The organism is Serratia sp. H1w (genome assembly GCF_000633355.1).
In the GTDB taxonomy this organism is placed as follows: domain Bacteria; phylum Pseudomonadota; class Gammaproteobacteria; order Enterobacterales; family Enterobacteriaceae; genus Chania.
The window spans coordinates 1-17,395 of record NZ_AYMQ01000125.1; the positions used below are offsets into that span (position 1 = coordinate 1).

At 56.2% G+C, this 17,395-nt stretch carries 18 protein-coding genes; 4 read left to right on the top strand and 14 right to left on the bottom strand.

Going from position 1 to position 17,395, the window contains the following annotated elements:
* Nucleotides 1–351 precede the first annotated feature (351 nt).
* Nucleotides 352–1,968 (bottom strand): multicopper oxidase CueO, encoded by a 1,617-nt coding sequence (gene cueO / locus U869_RS0125730; RefSeq protein WP_025120041.1) that lies wholly within the window; start codon nucleotides 1,966–1,968, stop codon nucleotides 352–354.
* A gap of 171 nt (nucleotides 1,969–2,139) precedes the next feature.
* Between cueO and U869_RS0125735 the strand changes: the two genes are divergently transcribed.
* The 3 genes from U869_RS0125735 (at nucleotide 2,140) to speD (ending at nucleotide 4,311) form a co-directional block, all read left to right on the top strand.
* Complete coding sequence (locus U869_RS0125735) at nucleotides 2,140–2,487, top strand: YacC family pilotin-like protein (protein ID WP_037408396.1); 348 nt, start codon at nucleotides 2,140–2,142, stop codon at nucleotides 2,485–2,487.
* A 139-nt stretch (nucleotides 2,488–2,626) separates the two neighbouring features.
* The gene (gene speE, locus U869_RS0125740; RefSeq protein WP_025120042.1) at nucleotides 2,627–3,490 is read left to right on the top strand and encodes a polyamine aminopropyltransferase; all 864 of its coding nucleotides are present in this window, start codon (nucleotides 2,627–2,629) and stop codon (nucleotides 3,488–3,490) included.
* A 26-nt stretch (nucleotides 3,491–3,516) separates the two neighbouring features.
* Nucleotides 3,517–4,311 (top strand): adenosylmethionine decarboxylase, encoded by a 795-nt coding sequence (gene speD, locus U869_RS0125745; RefSeq protein ID WP_025120043.1) that lies wholly within the window; start codon nucleotides 3,517–3,519, stop codon nucleotides 4,309–4,311.
* 56 nt (nucleotides 4,312–4,367) lie between these two features.
* On the opposite strand, the gene U869_RS0125750 is transcribed toward speD, so the two are convergent.
* The 5 genes from U869_RS0125750 to yacL form a co-directional block, all read right to left on the bottom strand.
* Entirely contained in the window at nucleotides 4,368–5,126 is a 759-nt protein-coding gene (locus U869_RS0125750; RefSeq protein WP_025120044.1) for a DeoR/GlpR family DNA-binding transcription regulator, read from the bottom strand.
* A 13-nt stretch (nucleotides 5,127–5,139) separates the two neighbouring features.
* A complete protein-coding gene (locus U869_RS0125755; protein WP_051588645.1) occupies nucleotides 5,140–6,153 on the bottom strand; it encodes a D-threonate 4-phosphate dehydrogenase in 1,014 nt (337 codons plus the stop codon).
* A complete protein-coding gene (locus U869_RS0125760; protein WP_025120046.1) occupies nucleotides 6,113–7,384 on the bottom strand; it encodes a four-carbon acid sugar kinase family protein in 1,272 nt (423 codons plus the stop codon). The genes U869_RS0125755 and U869_RS0125760 overlap by 41 nt, the downstream gene beginning before the upstream one ends.
* Nucleotides 7,381–8,343 (bottom strand): 2-keto-3-deoxygluconate permease, encoded by a 963-nt coding sequence (locus U869_RS0125765; RefSeq protein WP_025120047.1) that lies wholly within the window; start codon nucleotides 8,341–8,343, stop codon nucleotides 7,381–7,383. The genes U869_RS0125760 and U869_RS0125765 overlap by 4 nt, the downstream gene beginning before the upstream one ends.
* A gap of 201 nt (nucleotides 8,344–8,544) precedes the next feature.
* The gene (yacL, locus tag U869_RS0125770) at nucleotides 8,545–8,907 is read right to left on the bottom strand and encodes a protein YacL (RefSeq protein ID WP_025120048.1); all 363 of its coding nucleotides are present in this window, start codon (nucleotides 8,905–8,907) and stop codon (nucleotides 8,545–8,547) included.
* Nucleotides 8,908–9,114: 207 nt separating this feature from the next.
* On the opposite strand from yacL, the gene U869_RS0125775 reads away from it, so the two are divergent.
* Nucleotides 9,115–10,023 (top strand): LysR family transcriptional regulator, encoded by a 909-nt coding sequence (locus U869_RS0125775; RefSeq protein ID WP_025120049.1) that lies wholly within the window; start codon nucleotides 9,115–9,117, stop codon nucleotides 10,021–10,023.
* Nucleotides 10,024–10,183: 160 nt separating this feature from the next.
* Here the strand turns inward: U869_RS0125775 and mdcH are convergent, their stop codons facing one another.
* The 8 genes from mdcH to mdcA all read right to left on the bottom strand — a co-directional run bounded on the left by mdcH (nucleotide 10,184) and on the right by mdcA (nucleotide 17,333).
* Complete coding sequence (mdcH, locus tag U869_RS0125780) at nucleotides 10,184–11,113, bottom strand: malonate decarboxylase subunit epsilon (protein ID WP_025120050.1); 930 nt, start codon at nucleotides 11,111–11,113, stop codon at nucleotides 10,184–10,186.
* Nucleotides 11,113–11,736: a malonate decarboxylase holo-ACP synthase gene (locus U869_RS0125785; protein ID WP_025120051.1), complete on the bottom strand. Its 624-nt coding sequence runs from the start codon at nucleotides 11,734–11,736 to the stop codon at nucleotides 11,113–11,115. The genes mdcH and U869_RS0125785 overlap by 1 nt, the downstream gene beginning before the upstream one ends.
* Nucleotides 11,737–11,748: 12 nt before the next feature.
* Nucleotides 11,749–12,708, bottom strand: a complete 960-nt coding sequence (locus tag U869_RS0125790; RefSeq protein WP_025120052.1) for an AEC family transporter — start codon at nucleotides 12,706–12,708, stop codon at nucleotides 11,749–11,751.
* Nucleotides 12,709–12,864: 156 nt separating this feature from the next.
* On the bottom strand, nucleotides 12,865–13,671 hold the full coding sequence (mdcE, locus tag U869_RS0125795; RefSeq protein ID WP_025120053.1) for a biotin-independent malonate decarboxylase subunit gamma: 807 nt from the start codon (nucleotides 13,669–13,671) through the stop codon (nucleotides 12,865–12,867).
* Complete coding sequence (locus U869_RS0125800; protein WP_025120054.1) at nucleotides 13,668–14,504, bottom strand: biotin-independent malonate decarboxylase subunit beta; 837 nt, start codon at nucleotides 14,502–14,504, stop codon at nucleotides 13,668–13,670. Before U869_RS0125800 ends, mdcE begins: the two co-directional genes overlap by 4 nt.
* Nucleotides 14,497–14,796, bottom strand: a complete 300-nt coding sequence (locus tag U869_RS0125805; RefSeq protein ID WP_025120055.1) for a malonate decarboxylase subunit delta — start codon at nucleotides 14,794–14,796, stop codon at nucleotides 14,497–14,499. The genes U869_RS0125800 and U869_RS0125805 overlap by 8 nt, the downstream gene beginning before the upstream one ends.
* Before the next feature lie 21 nt (nucleotides 14,797–14,817).
* Entirely contained in the window at nucleotides 14,818–15,672 is an 855-nt protein-coding gene (locus U869_RS0125810; RefSeq protein ID WP_025120056.1) for a triphosphoribosyl-dephospho-CoA synthase, read from the bottom strand.
* Entirely contained in the window at nucleotides 15,672–17,333 is a 1,662-nt protein-coding gene (gene mdcA / locus U869_RS0125815) for a malonate decarboxylase subunit alpha (protein ID WP_025120057.1), read from the bottom strand. Before mdcA ends, U869_RS0125810 begins: the two co-directional genes overlap by 1 nt.
* Between the last annotated feature and the right edge of the window lie 62 nt (nucleotides 17,334–17,395).

Here is a 17,395-nt window from a genome sequence, read left to right on the forward strand (position 1 = left end):
TACACATTGAATACATGACCCATTTTTCGCAGTGAGCGACAACGCCATTTCGACACTTATCAGGGATAATTGCCTAAAAACACTATTATCGGCTACATAACCTGAAACCAGCTACCGCTTATACTGGTTTAAACACCATCAAGATGATACCGCCGTAACTATACCTTCTGTACTTATTTCTGCATGGCGAGTATTGATCCTGCGGTACGAGTCCGTTCTTCACCAAGAAGCAGCCAGGTTTTAATCGATTTTTGTTTAAACGCTTTGAACCATGGCCTTATACCTTCAGGGATTGATCTGGCTTAGACTAAGTTACACGCTGCGGTGTGCCCCACTGCAGCGTGGTTGAAGTTAATCAGCGACGGTAAAGCCCAGCATCATGCCGGTATCTTCATGTTCCAGCAGGTGGCAGTGGGCCATATAAGCCTGACCGGCACTGGCCAGATGATTAAAACGCACCAGCACTTCACTGCGCCAGCCTTCCACCAGCACCGTATCCTTCCAGCCTGCACGGTGGGCCGCCGGTGGCTTGCCGTTTTCCGACAGAATGCGGAACTGGGTGCCATGGATATGGAACGGGTGCAGCATCATGTCGCCTTCGCCAGAGATGGTCCATTTCTCGTATTTACCACGCTTGGCCTCAAACGCGGGCTTGGTCATATCGAAGGCTTTGCCATTGATGGTGTTGGCATGGCTGAAATCAAACGCCGGGCTGCCATGATCCATCTTGCCGTGGTCCATTCCCGCCATGTTGCCATGGTCCATGCCTTGCATCTTGCCATGATCCATACCGGCCGCGCTGTCAGCAGCATTACCGTGATCCATGCTCATCCCGGCCATTGCCTGGTGACCATAGCGATCCATCAGAGCCTGCATCCCCAGCATATCGAGTTTGGGATCCATCATCAGTTGCAGCCAACGTTCCTGCACACCGGCCAGCGATGGCAGCGCAGGCAATTTCACCAGGCTGTCCGGCATGGATTTCACACCCAGCGCCAACGAGGGCTGAATATGCAGTACCGGCAGCGGCTGGTCGAACGGTGCCAGCGTCATGCCCATCTGCTTCACCGGCAGGGTAACGATATCGAACGGCTTGCCATCGGAGGCATCAACTAACACTTCAAAGCGCTCGCCCATCAGCATCGGCAGTTCGGTCAGCTTGACCGGTTCGCCCAGGAAACCACCGTCACTGGCAATCACGTATAAAGGCCGGTTATCGCTGGTAGACAGGTTGAGCGAGCGGGCGTTACAGCCATTGAGGAAACGCAGACGCAGCCAGCCGCGTGGCGCGATGTGTTGCGGATAGCTGGCACCGTTGGTGAACATGCGATCGCCAAACCAGCCCACGGCCGCACTCATGACGTCCAACTGATATTCGATCTGGCCGTCTTTGCCCAGGCGTTTGTCTTGCAGGATCACCGGAATATCGTCGGAACCCCAGGTTTTCGGTAACGGCAATTTGCTGCTTTCGTCATCTTCCAGCAGCACTAATCCACCCAATCCCATCATCACCTGCTGGCCGGTTTTACCATGCGTGTGGGGATGGAACCAGCAGGTAGATGCCGGTTGATCGGCAGTGAAGGTTACCGTGCGGGTGGTTCCCGGGTGGATCAAGGCTTGTGGGCCACCGTCGACATCACCGGGGATCTCCAAGCCGTGCCAGTGCACCGTGCTGGCCTCCGGCAGTTTATTGCTGATATCCACCGTTACCTCTTTGCCCCGCTGTAAACGGACCGCCGGGCCAAGCAACGCACCGTTAATCCCCCAGGTGCGGGTGGCGACGTTGGGCAACCAGTTCATCTCGCCGGTTTGCAGCGCCAGCGCGATCTTTCCCTGTGCATCTGGCGTCAAGATCGGTGGGATCGGCAAGGCTGGACGATCGGCGGCCCAGGCGGCACGGCTCCATAATGGCAAGGCACTTGCCGCACCTAAAGCGGCGGTCAATTTGATAAAATCACGGCGTAACATCGCTGGTTCCTTTTCTCAGTGATCGATAGCTTAAGGGCCGCAGCCTAAACCCTCACCCTAGTGGAAGGTCAAGTGCTACTATTAAGGAGTGTTAAGCCCGCATAATTAATTTGGTGCCTTTCCAGCCAAGTGTGGTAACGTCAGCGAATATTGAACAGGTCTATTTTCATGATGAAAAAAACAACGTTGTTGCTGCTATTGCTGACTATGCTGGGCTTTTCCAATGCCAGCCTGGCGCTGAATGAATCCGAAGCGGAAGATCTGGCCGATCTGACCGCAGTGTTTGTCTATCTGAAAAACGACTGTGGCTACAACGATTTGCCTAACGCGCAAATCAAACGTGCCATCGTCTACTTCGCCCAACAGAACCGTTGGGATCTGACTAACTATAATAGCTTTAATATGAAGTCTCTGGGTGAAGACAGTTATCGCGATCTCAGCGGCATTGCCATCCCTACCCCCAATAAGTGCAAGTCCCTGGCGCGCGACTCCTTGAGCCTGCTGGCCTACGCCAACTAATCCCCTCTGCTTTCCCCACTCTGCCAGCGATAGCCGGCAGGGTTGGCTATCGCCTGCCGATCTTGCTGTAATTTGCAGCACAGAGGGTTTATGATGTTGCGCTCATTTTTCATGGTTGTTATTACGGAGTCACCCGCACATGACCCAGAAAGAGATTTGGTATGAAACGCTGCATGCCAACTTTGGCCAGTACTTCTCGGTGGAGCAGGTGCTGTTTCGTGAGCAAACCGAGCATCAGGATCTGGTGATCTTCGAAAATCCGGTGCTGGGCCGCGTCATGGCTCTCGATGGCGTGGTGCAGACCACCGAACGCGATGAGTTTATCTATCACGAGATGATGACCCACGTTCCACTGCTGGCCCATGGCGATGCCAGGAAGGTACTGATTATCGGCGGTGGCGACGGCGCGATGCTGCGTGAAGTTTGCCGTCATCAGGGCGTTGAGCAGATCACCATGGTTGAGATCGACGCGGGCGTGGTGGAGTTTTGCCGCCAATACTTACCTAATCACAATGCCGGTGCCTATGACGATCCCCGCTTCAAACTGGTGATCGCCGATGGCGTCGATTTCGTCAGCCACAGCGACGAAAAATTCGACGTGATTATCTCTGACTGTACCGATCCGATCGGCCCCGGTGAAAGCCTGTTTACCTCAGCGTTCTATGAAGGTTGCGCACGCTGCCTCAACGAAGGTGGCATCTTTGTGGCCCAGAACGGCGTCTGCTTCCTGCAGCAGGACGAGGCGGTCAACAGCCATAGCAAACTCAGCCAATATTTTAACGACGTCAGCTTCTATCAGGCGGCGATCCCGACCTATTACGGCGGCATCATGACCTTTGCCTGGGCCAGCCAGAACCCGGCCCTGCGCCAGTTGGATAGCGCCACGCTGCAACACCGCTTTCATCAAAGTGGCTTAGACTGCCGCTACTACAATCCAGCGATTCACGCGGGCAGCTTTGCTCTGCCGCAGTATTTGCTCAACGCACTGAACGTTCCACGTTAAGCGAGAAGATAAGGAGGTGAGCTCAATTGCAAAAGCTAAAACTGCACGGCTTCAATAACCTGACCAAGAGCCTGAGTTTTTGTATTTACGATATTTGTTACGCCAAAACCGCAGACGATCGCGATGGCTATATCGCCTACATTGACGAACAGTACAACGCCAACCGCCTGACCGAGATCCTCAGTGAAACCTGCTCGATCATTGGTGCCAATATTCTCAACGTCGCCCGCCAGGATTACGATCCACAAGGCGCCAGCGTGACCATTCTGATGAGCGAAGAGCCGGTCGATCCCAAAGACGTGGATACTTCCGAACACCCTGGGCCGCTACCCAAGACCGTGGTCGCTCACCTGGATAAAAGCCATATCTGCGTCCACACCTACCCGGAAAGCCACCCAGAAGGCGGCCTGTGCACCTTCCGTGCCGATATCGAGGTCTCTACCTGCGGCGTGATTTCACCGCTCAAGGCGCTGAACTATCTGATCCATCAGTTGGAATCCGATATCGTCACCATGGACTATCGGGTGCGTGGTTTTACCCGCGATGTGAATGGCGTGAAGCATTACATCGATCATGAGATCAATTCGATTCAGAACTTTATGTCTGAGGATATGAAGGCGCTGTACCACATGATGGATGTCAACGTGTACCAGGAGAACATCTTCCACACCAAGATGTTGCTGAAGGATTTCGATCTGAAACACTACCTGTTCAATGCCAAGCCGGATGAGCTGAGCGTGACAGAGCGTAAAAGGATCACCGATCTGCTGTGGAAAGAGATGCAGGAGATCTACTACGGGCGCAATATTCCGCACCTGTGATCGCGGGCGGGCGCTGCATGCTGCGCCCCAACAGATTTAACACCTTGCGCTGGACGTTATACCAAATGCAGGCCACCAGGTAGATCGGCCAGTTGCCGTTGAGCGATGGCAGGCAGCGCCTTATCGGTGACGATATCCGTCAGGCTGCCTAGCGGGGTCACGCAGAATAACGAGTAAGCCTCATATTTGCTGCTGTCTGCCAGCAGCACCCGCTGGCGGGCATTGGCCATCAGATCCTGCTTCAAGCCCGCCTTCTCTTCGGTTGGGGTGGTAATGCCTTTCTCAATACTCCACGAGTTGCAGCTGACAAACGCAATATCCGGGTAAATTCCACGTAGTAATCTGCGCCCATGATCGCCGACACAGGACTGGCTGCTATCATCAATCCGGCCACCGATGATGGTCACTTCGATCTGTTTAAAACCTGAGAGAAACAGAGCGATATGCAGATCGGCGGTGATCACCCGCAGCGGGAGATGGGTCAAGTGCCGCGCCAATTCCAGCATGGTGGTGCCTGCATCCAGCACGACTGCATCCCCGGCTTTAACCATAGTGGCAGCATACTGGGCGATCGCGCGTTTCTCCTGCGGGTTTCGCAGCTGCTTTTCATTGGTGGTGGGTTGTGCGGGGATAAAACGGTTGAGGGCCACGCCGCCATGGCTGCGGTTAATGATCCCCTGCTCATCCAGCTTGATCAAATCACGCCGGATGGTAGCAGGAGAAGCATCGATAGCGCTGACCAATTGCTCAACAGTGACCAGATTATGGGCTTTGAGGTATTCCAGAATCTGATCCTGGCGAGTTTGTGGCTTCATGACGTCCGCGCTATCACGCCAACTGAGTGGCTAATTGAATCGAGATAGCCATGCTCTCAGACTTGGCTTTACCTGTCCAGGCAATATCAAACGCGGTGCCATGGTCGGCAGAAGTCCGGATAAACGGCAGGCCTGCCGTGATGTTAACCCCATCATAGAAGCCCAGCAGCTTGAGCGGGATATGCCCCTGATCGTGATACATGGCGACCACCATATCGTAATGCCCCTCGTAGGCCTGCAAGAACACGGTATCCGGTGGGCATGGGCCAGTCACATCAATACCACGTTGTTTCACTGCCGCAATCGCCGGGCTGACGATGTTGATCTCTTCGTCGCCAAACAGGCCATTTTCACCCGCATGGGGGTTAACCCCGGCCACCGCGATCCTTGGCTGTTTAAAACCAACGCGTTTGAGGAAAGTGTCCGCCATCGTCACCACAGTTTCAATCCGTTCGGCACTCAGCGTGTCGAGGAATTTACGCAAAGCGATGTGGGTAGAGACATGGATCACCTTCAGCTTGTCGGTATAAAGCACCATGGCGTAATCGCGGCTGTTGGTCAGCGTTGCCAGCAGCTCCGTATGGCCTGGGTACAGATGCCCGGCCAGATGCAGCGCCTCCTTGTTCAACGGCGCGGTAGCAATGGCCATGACCTCACCTGCCATGGCCAGTTCGGTGGCACGCTTTACGCATCGGTAAGCCAGATCGCCCGCCTGTGCCTGCACTTTCCCTGGTGTCAGCGCTGCGGGGTCCTCCAGCGGTTCATCAATGACGTTGATAATACCGGGCGTAAAGCGTGCCTCCGAAACTTGCTGGATCGGCCTCAACTCCACTTTTGGCACGATCCCCAATGCCTGTATACGTTGCAACGTTTGCAGACAGCCCACCACGACCGCCGGCGTTCCCGCCAGCTCGCCTTCAGACAGCGCCTTGATGATAATCTCTGGCCCGATGCCTGCCGGATCGCCCATGGTGACCGCAATCGTGTTATTTGCCACTGTACATCTCCTCAATATAATAAAGTGCATCCCGCAGCGTTGACGCGCTGCCAAATCCGCCGGCCTTGGTGATCACCGGCAGATCGTCGATCTCACTGTTGACGAACGTTCCGCAAGGTACACAAGGCACCACTTCACTGGTGATCCGATAGCCTTCCGCGCCTAACGCTCTGGCGACGGCAATGGCGATATCGCCTCCGGTCAGGAACAAACCGCCAATCTGGGCCTGATTGATGATCGATAAGGTGATCGTACCCAGCGTCTGGCTGATTTTGTCGCCTAACTGCTGGCGCGAGAGATCATACTTTTCACACAGCGTATCGATCATCTGGCGGGCATCGGCATCCCGACAGGTGCGTAACACGCAGTGTTGCCGATCGCGTAGCACGCAGGCCGCCTGGCGGATAATGTCATCTACCGCAGGCTGGCTGTCAGGCTGTAACAAGCCTTCGACATCAATATCCAGAATGCCGAGCGACTTTTCTTCTGCGGCAAACACAATCTGCTGCCGAGTAGCCTCACTCATCGAACCGGCCACCACCAGCACAGGCAGACGCTGGCGAGCCGCCAGATAGCTGCTGGCTGGCAGTGCATTTGCCAACCCCGCCGCGCCCACCAGCAAATAACGGCAGTTGAGTTGCTGGATTGCCTGCGCCAACTGTGCCAAATCACCATCGGTTTCGGCATCCACGACCACGATCGCTGGCCTGGCCTGACTCAGGTGAGATAATTCGCTGCCTAGCTTACCGCTGCGTACTATCTGCAAATCCAGCTCGTGGATCGGATAGGCGGTCTGCAAGCCAATCAACGTCTTGATATGAGAAGAGACGATCGGCGTTTTCGGATCGCTGGCAAACTCAGTTTCCACCAACGGTATGCCGTGAACCCGGCATTCGCCATTGAGCGTTACCCGACCCGCTGCGGGGATGGCGGCGGCAACGATAGCCAATTGCGCACAGCTGGCGACAATCGCCGCCTCGACCTCCGTCCCCACGTTGCCGCGAAAGGTCGAGTCGATCTTTTTATACACCAGAGGCGGCGTCTCGCTTTGACAGTAAGGCTTCAGGGCTTCGCTCACCTTTTCCTTTGCCATTTCTGGAGATAATGCCCGGCTCTCAGTGTTGAGCACCAACACATCCGTGCGCCGGGTAGAGTGCGGCAGCTCGTTGAGCACCACATCGGTACGTGCTCCCTTTTTCGCCAGTTGCACACCGGTATCATTGGCACCGGTAAAGTCATCGGCAATCACGATCATCTTCATGGCAGTTCCTCCCCAACCACAGCCTTGGTTCGTTGCTGATTGCGTTTTGCTACCCATGAGGTCAGCATCGGCGTCAATAGTGCGGTCACAATGACCGATGTCGCGACCAGTGGCGTAGCCACCGCCACCACTTCGGCCAAGGCGGGATCGGCCTGAGAAATCGCCAACGGTGTCGCCACCGCGTTACCTGCCGTACTGGAAGCAGCCGCACCGGCGATACCCGTACCGCCCAGTAAACGATCGGCCTTGATATTGAAGAAACCGCCGAACAGGGTAGTCAGCACTCCTAACAGAATGCCTGCCAAGCCGCCTTTGAGCAGCATGGCCAAATCAATGTTGGCCCCCAGTGCAAACGCAAAGAATGGGATCAACAGTGGGCCGCCCTTGGTGAGGAACTCACGCATCTGAGGGTCCAGATTACCCAACAGCATGCCAATCAGCATTGGGATCAACACCACCACAATCGACATCACCGGAATGTTTGCCATACCTGCCGCACCCAGCGCGATCATCGTCAGGATCGGGCCGTCACTCAGCGACATCAGAGGAGTTGCACCTACTTCATTCTCCGTACCAAACTCCCCGGCTAGTGCAGCATATAATCCGCCGTTGGTGTTGCTCATTGCGGCAATAATCGCCACAGAGGAAAGCCCCCAGATACCATCGGCGCCAAACATTTTCTCGACGCCAAATCCTAGAGCCACTGCCACAACAAATTTGGTAAAAGTGATCCCGCCGCCAATCAGCAGCGATTTAGGCGCAGCCTTGATATGGATCCCGGCCCCCATGCACAGTAGGAAGGCCCCGATCAACGGAGCCGCGCCGTTTTTGAACAATGCTGTGGTAAAGCCCCCCACCTCCAGCGCCTGTGGAGCAAAGGTGTTGATCATTGCGCCAAGCACCAGTGGGACGACCATCATCCCCCCAGGGATTTTCTCTATTGCCGCCTTAATTTTCATCCTACCCTCGTCGCTTTGATTTATTTTAATCAAAATGACTATATTAAATCAAAAATATAACAAATGCGCGCTGTGTCGCAGATTAAAAAATCAGTAACATGATTATTTTATTTGGTCATTACAGCAGGGAGGGAGGCGGCCGGAAATCGACCGCCTGAGACTCACTATGCAGGGGCGCTGCATGCCGCGCCCGTTGGAAAATCAGTAGTTCAGCATAAAGGTGCGATAGGCCTTCAGTACCGTCAGGAAATCTTCGATACCGCAGAAAGAGAGACTCTCTTCGTCATAGTAGTTCATCCCCTCTTCCATTTCGTCGCCTTCAAACTCTAACTGGTTGGCGCGGATCATCACCTCTTCTCCGTCCATCAGCAACGTGTATTCGTGGCCTTCCAACTGCCACTGGCGCTCACTGCCCTTAACCCCTGCCGCACCGGCTTCGATGCGATCCAGCAGATTAAAATCACCCTTGAGCTCTTCATTGATCCAATGGCCGATGGCCTCATGCCCCATCGAAAATCTGACCACCACCTGACCGGTTACGTCACGCAGAAATTCGTAATCCATAGCATGCCCTCCTGAGCTTTTTTATAAGTGTAACCCTTAATTCGCCACTATCTCAGCGGGCGCTCGCAAAGTTGATCGATTGGGCCAAATAAACTGCGGCGCAATATAACGGTTTACCCCTGGGCTTGGGAAGGCTCTCATGGCCTGCTATCGGTGCGGGATCCTTGCTATCATGAGCTTCATTTCCCCGCAACCAAGCCTGAGCCGATGATCGACAGCGAAATCACCCTGAAAAAATTGGAAATCTTTCTGGCGTTTATGGAGAAGGAAAATATTGCCCGGGCCGCAGAACAGCTGGGTTTGAGCAGCGTTAGCGTGCATCGGGCGCTGCATACCCTGGAAGAGGGTTTCCGCTGTCCGCTGTTTATCCATAAAGGGCGTAACCTGCTGCCGCTGCCCGCAGCGCAAACGCTGGCAGAATACGCTCGCGATATTGTGGATCTGACTTACAAAGGCATCGAAGAAACTCGGCTGAAGGCGGGATTTGGCCAGCAACGCATGCGCATCGGCACGCTCTACTCCCTCACGCTGGAAACCATTCCACGGTTGATCATGGGGCTGAAGGTACGTCGCCCTGCCATGGAGATCAGCCTGACAATGGGATCGAATGAGGATCTGCTGGCCCAGTTGGAGAATCAACTGCTGGATGCCATTCTGATTTCGGTTTCGGACAGCCAGATCGATCCACTGCGCTTTGAGATCCTGCCGCTATTCGAGGATGATATCTATCTTGCCGCACCGGCAGCATCGGCGCTAAACAGCAATGGCACGGCAGATCTGCAAGACTTCCGCAGCCAGAAGTTTGTTTCCTTGACCGAAGGTTTTGCCACTTACCACGGTTTTAGCGAAGCGTTTCAGATCGCCGGTTTTGAGCCGGAAATCGTCACCCGGGTGAACGATATTTTCTCTATGCTCAGCCTGGTACAGGCCGGTGTAGGCTATACGCTGGTGCCAGGGCGGATGAAGAAGATGTATGAGCACACGCTGCAATTACTGCCACTGTGCGAACAGTACCAGATGCGCCAGACCATCGCGCTGGTGTTCAACCGCAATCAGCAGCAGGATCCGAATCTATTGGCATTGACGGCGGAAGGGCGGATGTATGCTCGCGGTTAAAGCTAGCCGCCTCCCCTCACCCTAACCCTCTCCCACTGGGGGACTGAACGTGCCACTTTCGAGCGCAGCATGCAGCGCCCCTACGTACTGCCACATTAGCTGCCAATGACGTTGAACTGGCCCCCTCTCCTTTTTGGGGAGAGGGTTGGGGTGAGGGGCATCAATCGCGCTGATACTTGGCGACTATGCCGCATACCGCTTTCAGACCTAGCTGACAGCGGGACAGCGCTTCCCCCTGTTCCATCACTTTTTTGGTCAATCCCGTCAATACCGCGCCCGGTGGCATCTCGATCGCCAGACGGACTTCCCGTTCATAGGCCGCCACCATCGCCTCATGCCAGCGTACGGTGCGCGCCATATTAAAGGCCAAATCGTCGGCAATCCGTTCTGGCTGCCACAACACGCGCCCAGTGCTGCCACTGAGATAAGCAATCTTGGGCCGGTTGAGGCTGACCTGTTTCATGGCCTGTGCCAGCTTCTCAGCCGGTTGTACCAGCAGGGCGCAGTGGGAAGGGACGCTTACCGCCAATCGCTGCGTCTTGGCCGCCCCTGCGGCTTTTGCCAGCGCCATGACCTGCGCCATCGCGGCTTCGCTCCCCGCAATCACCAGTTGGTCTTCGGCATTGATATTGGCCAGATAGACCGGCGACTCATTGCTGTTCACCTGCGCGATCAGCATTTCTACCCGGCGCAACGGCAAACCGACAATCGCCGCCAACCCGTATCCTGCCGGATAAGCCTCTTCCATTAGCTGACCACGCAACGCCACCAGCCGCACGGCATCAGAAAATGTCAACGCCCCGGCGATCACCGCAGCCGGAAAAGCGCCGATGGATAATCCACTGACAAAATCTGCCGCGATCCCCTGCTGCTGTAGTTCCCGCGCGTAGGCGACACCGGCGATCAGCAAACATAGCTGTACCGCACGGGTTTTCTCTAAAGCTGCGGCGTTATCCAGTGTCAGGACATCCTGCCCCAGCACGGCGCTGGCTGCGCTTAACAGCTGCCGGGTCGTTTCGTTGGCCGGCAGTTGGTGCAGCATTTGCGGCACCTGCGGCCCTTGCCCGGGAAAGGTAAATAAAATCTTCATCAGTCCTCCTGAGAACTGGCCCACGGCTCCCTCGTTAATCGCGGGCCAGCGGCGGTTTTCAGCATCGCTCGGCCATCCCGTAGCCATTCACTCAGGGCAAACCCGCCCAACGGCGTCTCTATCTGGGCATCGGCTCGACAAGGCAGAGCCTGCAACCACATTGCCAGCCGCTGCAAATCATCTAGGATGGCTGGCTGCGGACAGCGAACCACCAGATCCAGATCGCTGTCGGCGTGCATTACCGGAATTTCGGTCGCCAGCGCATAACCACAGCTGCCGGTTACGCCCCAGGCCCACGGCCAAGGCCGCTGAGCCAGCATAATGAGCGCCTGCACCGGCTGTTGGGAAACAAAAGTCGAGTGCAGCAACGCAACGGGTTCACTCACTAAAGACTCCGGCGTCACGATGCGCCGGATAGCCTCTTCGCTCACCCAGGCCGCAGCGCGCTGGCTGCGTTTCATACCTCGGATACCAACCGGTATTCGCCCGCCCTCTTGCAGATCCCGCCGTACCACCAACGGTAACGAGGTACGCCACTGTTGGCTAACCCATTCCGGCAACGCCTCGTTGGCGCCAAGGGCAGCACGGTCATTAATCCAAATCAGGTCATGCGGGCGAATCATCGGCTTCTCCAGTTACATCCCTGAGGTCAGGGTGATAAACAGCGGTAAGGTAATGATACACAACACGGAACTGATCAGTAACGTGGCTTCGGCATCCGGCGACTGCACGCCAAAACGGTTACCGAAGACGATCCCGAAGAAACCGGCGGAAAGCGCAATCATCAAAATAGCGGTGATAGCCACACTACCGTGCAGGCCCAGTGCCAACACCAGCCCCCAGGCAATAAACGGTTGGATCAACAGTTTGGTCACGCTCGACAGGATCACCGAGCCGTTGATCTGTAGCTTACGGGCGGACAGGATCACCCCGGTCAGGAACAGCGCCGTCGCCGTGGCTGACAGGCCAAGCGGTTTGATTGCCGCCAGCACCATTTCAGGCATATGGATACCTATGGCCGACAGCACCACCCCAAGCAGCGGCCCCCAGACGATAGGTTTTTTCACCGAACGCCACATCAGCACTGGCAACATGCCGAGGGAAGAACCTTGAGCCGCACCGGCTGCACGAGCCTTTTCGCGCTCGAGGATCAGCAGGCAGAACGGCGTCATCAGTACCGAACCGCAGGCGATAGCAACCGCCACGGACAACGAGGTTCCCGGTGTTTCCCCCAACACGCTGCCGAGGATCGGAAGGCCTAGCGCGGCATAGTTGGGTAGCGCAACGGTGAGCGTCAGTACCGCAGCATCCTGCGGAGACTTATGGAAGATCTTGGTACAGATGAAATAGATCGCCGCATAGGTGATCCACATCGCCAGCACTAACACCACGATCAGCGGCGACTGCTCCACGATCCCCGCCCAAGGCGTTTGTACGGTGGCACCAAACAGGGCCGCAGGCAGGGCAAAATCCATCACGAAGATGTTGAGTAACGAGACGTTCTGGTTATCGACCATTTTTGCCTTACCGGCAAAAAAGCCCAGCAGCATAATGACGAAAATCGGTGCCAAAGCATGAATAATTACGTATGTCATAAATCACCTGTTAAAAAGAAAAAATCAGTCAGATCAGGTGCGATGGTATTAGTTATATTTTTATTTGCAGGTGTTGCTATGTGCCGGGCTGGAACGCATAGCCCGGCGGGTGTTGTTAATATCCTGAACTCTGACGTAAAAATGGCTGGCGTGGCATTACCACTCTGCGCGCATACGTTCACGCACCAGTGCAGAACTGTGGCGGTTGTCTGCCCCCAGGCGGTTAGTTAAACCTACCCCTTCACTGCGGGTTTTAGCGATCGCCTGGATCACCGCGTGGCGTACCAGATGAAGCTCCTGCTCAGTGGCATGCAGCGGGTCGCGGATATCCAGCAGTTGTTCCAGCAGACCCAGCGAGCTGTAATGCTCAATGTCATAGGCCATCGGTGGAATGGTTGCTGCCAGCTTCTCTAACGCCTCCACAGAACGCAGCGTGATGCGAGCGGCAGACTCTTTACCCATCGCATGGATCATCACGCCAGCATCGTTGAAAGCGATCAAACGATTGGCCTGATAGCCGTGTGCCAGGAAGGCACCCGACATGGCCTTACCGACGATGAGACCAATCACCGGATGGCCAGCCAGCCGAGCCTTGGCATAAGCCCCGGCCGCACCGGCCAGCGCCTGATGAATACCAAAGGCTTCTTCCCGGCGGCCATAGGCCTGGCTTGGCACATCGATCACCGCTACGATGGCACGCTTTTGCGCTTTACCAACGTCAGCCGCTACGGCTTCACTGACGACCTGAGCCAACGTCCAGCCTTCCAGCAAACCCACCTCACCGCGTGCGGCCCGTGGATAATGGTTATTCGCATCCGGCACCACGGCGATAAAACGCGCCGGTTGGCCTTCAAGTTCCCCGTCGGCGACCCGGATCGAGGCACACTGTCCTTGGCGCTGTTCGGCACCCGCCGTCAGTAAAGAGAACCAATACTCTCCACGGCTTGATGATGACGCACTCATACCCGACCCTCCGCAGCAAACAGTTGAGCAATGACTGCCGCATCCGCCTGTTGGCGGGTGTCAAACTGCGACAGTTTCGGCAAGTAATATTGATAATTATCGGAACGGTGCTGAGCAGGTACGCCACGTTGCAGGCAGTCTGTCATCGCCGTTTTAACCGCATGCAGCGCATCTGGCACTTCTTCATCGACAAAGCCGCTGCGATAACGCACGTCACCACCGGTCATGCTCCAGATGAAAGGCCGATCGCGGGAATCGTATTCTTCGATACCGGCTTCTTGCTCAATCACCTGTGGGCCATTCAATCCCAGCCGCGCTTCACGGGTGACGATCAGATAGCTGCATAATGCTGCCGCAATCGACATCCCGCCAAAGCAGCCGACGGTACCGGCAATAATGCCTACCACCGGGGTATAACGGCGCAGATCGACAATCGCCGCATGAATATCCGCAATCGCCGCCAGCCCCAGGTTGGCTTCTTGCAGGCGCACGCCGCCAGTTTCCAGCAGCAATACGGCTTGGGTCGCAATACCGTTGCGGTTATCTTCTGCCGCCAGTTCCAGGGCTGCGGCCATCTTGGCACCGGAGACTTCCCCCATGCTGCCACCCTGAAACGCCCCTTCTACCGCCACGACCACCGCCGGTCTACCGTCAATGGTGCCTTTGGCGACCACCATGCCGTCATCGGCCTGGGTGACGATACCCTGTGGTTCCAACCAAGGTGAAGTAATGCGCTCAAATGGCCCCAACAGTTCACGGAAGCTGCCGCTGTCCAGCAGATTGCGGGCACGTTCACGGGCACTAAGTTCGATAAAGCTGATGTCATCACGCATGAGCGGCCTCCTCAAATACCTGTTCGATACGCAGCCGAGCCACCCCAGGCGTAGCGCCGAAGTCGTTAATCTCCAAGCGCCCGGCAGGTAAATCACGCAATGAAGCCAGGCGTTCAAACAGGTGCTGCCAACGCTGCCGGCTACCGTCTACGGAAGTTTTGATCGTTACTGTCAGAGTGCCATCAGTCGCAGGCTCAAACAGCGCCTCCATGTCACCGGAGCCAACGACGCCGGTTAGTGCCTTACCCGGCAGCGTCATGCTGGCCGGATAACTCAAATCGATATGTTCCATAACATCCTCTGGATTGATTATTCAGCGGGCCGTAGCCCGATCGAGGAACAGCGCCGCAGCCAGCAAATCGGCCGCGCCACCGGGTGAAGCGTTACTCGCCAATAGCCGTTGTTCCAGTTTGGCCAACGCCGCCTGCCCTGCCGGATGCTGATATCCTCCGGCATGCAGTACCTCGGCGGCCCCCTGCTGCATCGCGTTCAGCGCCGTTAAGCCACCGCGCGACAACACACAGGTATCGCTCAGGGTGGTCATGATGGCCATCAAGGCATCAATCTGTGCGGCGGGTTCGCTCGCCCCCAGGCTCCTGCTGCGCCACAGTTGTGGCAGCGCCCGTTGCATCACATGTGGAAAACCCTGTTGAGCCTCTTCCCGCGCGCCGGGGACCTGATAGCGTTGAGTGGCGCGCAAGCCCTTGCTGAACACCTTAGGGCTGGCGTGATCCGCTAACTGCGCCAACTGGGCGGCCAATGCGCAACTGCCGGATGGCGTTGCGTGACCACCTTGCATCGCCACCGCCGTCACCAGCAGGCCCAGCGCCCAGATCGCGCCACGATGCGTATTAACACCGGCGGTGGCAGCCATCATCACCTGTTCGCCTTCTCGGCCAATCCGGCCCACTTCCTGGCGTAACGCGCTGTCTGCCGGGCGCTGCCAACCGGCAATCGCCAAACGGTGGAAGACGGGCTTCAGGCTGTTGGCTGAACGCTCCATCAACGCCAGCGTCAGATCCTGATGTGCACCAGAACCTCGGGCATCCACCAGCCCCGGTTTCGGGCTAAGGCGAGCCTCATCCACCAGCGCCTGCGTGGCAAACTCTGCCAGCCGTGCGGCAACAACATCCGCATCAGAGGCGTTCAAACAGCGGGAAAGTTTCATTACCAGCTCCGGAATTTAGCTGGCGGGTTGTACAGACCGTCGGACCACTCGACCAGATCCGCGACGCTGCCTGCGGCCAATAAAGAACGCGAAGCATCGGTGCGGCGAATATCGAGATCTTCCGGGAACACCACTTTGCCTTCACGGCGCAGCTCAGCCACACGTTTAGCGTCCACGCCCAGCCCGATATCGGTAATACCCGCTACCGCCGCCACCATCGCACGGCGTTCTTCCAGAGAGCGTGCTCGATACAGATAAGCGATCCCCTCTTCGGTCAGAACGTGGGTCACGTCATCGCCGTAAATCATCACCGGTGCCAACGGCATACTCGACTCTTGCGCCACATCGACGGCATCAAGTTTTTCAACGAAGGTCGGTTTGGCTCCAGCCTGAAAGGTTTCCACCATCTGCACCACCAGCTTGCGGCCACGGGCCAATGGATCCGGCTCTTCGATCATATCCAGCCAGGCCGGTGTCGCATGACGACGACCATGTGGGTCATGCCCCATGTTCGGCGCACCGCCAAAACCAGAGAGACGACCACGCGTCACGGTCGAGGAATGAGCCATTCCATCGATCTGCAAGGTGGAGCCGATAAACATATCGACGGCGTACTGGCCAGCCATCTGACAGAACGCCCGGTTAGAACGCATGGAGCCATCGCTACCGGTGAAGAAGATATCCGGGCGAGCTGCGATGTAGTTTTCCATCCCCAGCTCACCCCCAAAGCAGTGCACGGTTTCTACCCAACCGCTTTCGATTGCCGGGATCAGGGTCGGATGTGGGTTCAGGGTCCAGTGCTTACAGATTTTGCCTTTCAGGCCTAGTTGCTCACCGTAGGTAGGTAACAGCAACTCGATGGCGGCGGTGTTAAAACCGATGCCGTGGTTCAGCGATTGCACCTGGTGTTTGGCGTAGATGCCTTTAATCGCCATCATCCCCATCAACACATGCACCGGCTTGATCAGGCGCGGGTCGCGGGTAAACAGCGGCTCAATGAAGAACGGCTTGTCAGCGACGACCACAAAGTCGATCCAGGAACCGGGGATATCGACCCTTGGCAGGTCGGTTTCATCATCGACCAGCTCGTTAACCTGTGCGATGACGATACCGTCTTTGAACGCAGCGGCTTCCACCAGTGCCGGGGTATCCTCGGTGCTTGGCCCGGTGTACAGATTGCCGTGGCGGTCAGCCTTGAACCCGGCCACTAACGCCACGTTCGGCACCAGATCGACATACAGGCGGGAATAGAGTTCGATATAGGTGTGGATGGCGCCGATTTCTAGCTGCCCATCTTCCAGCAATTGAGAAATACGTAAGCTTTGGGTGCCTGAGAAGGCAAAGTCCAGCTTGCGGGCGATGCCCTTCTCAAAAATATCCAGATGCTCGGCACGGCCAACGCTTGGCATGATCATATGCAGATCGTGGACCTTGGCTGGGTTGACCTCGGCGAGCATACGAGAGAGAAAATCGGCCTGCTTCTGGTTATTGCCTTCAAGCACCACCCGATCGCCAGAAACCAGCAGCTTTTCCAACACGCTGGTCAGATCGGCAGTGGGGATCACTTTGCCCTGCGACTGCCCTTGCACACTTGCGATGCGGCGTTTTTTTTCCTGCCGCCGGGTATCCCAAACGCGTGTGGGGCTTTGATGAAGCGACATACCTCAACCTCCTGGGTTTACTTGGTTCTGTTCAGTAGGGGTAGAGTAAGAGTCTAGGAGAG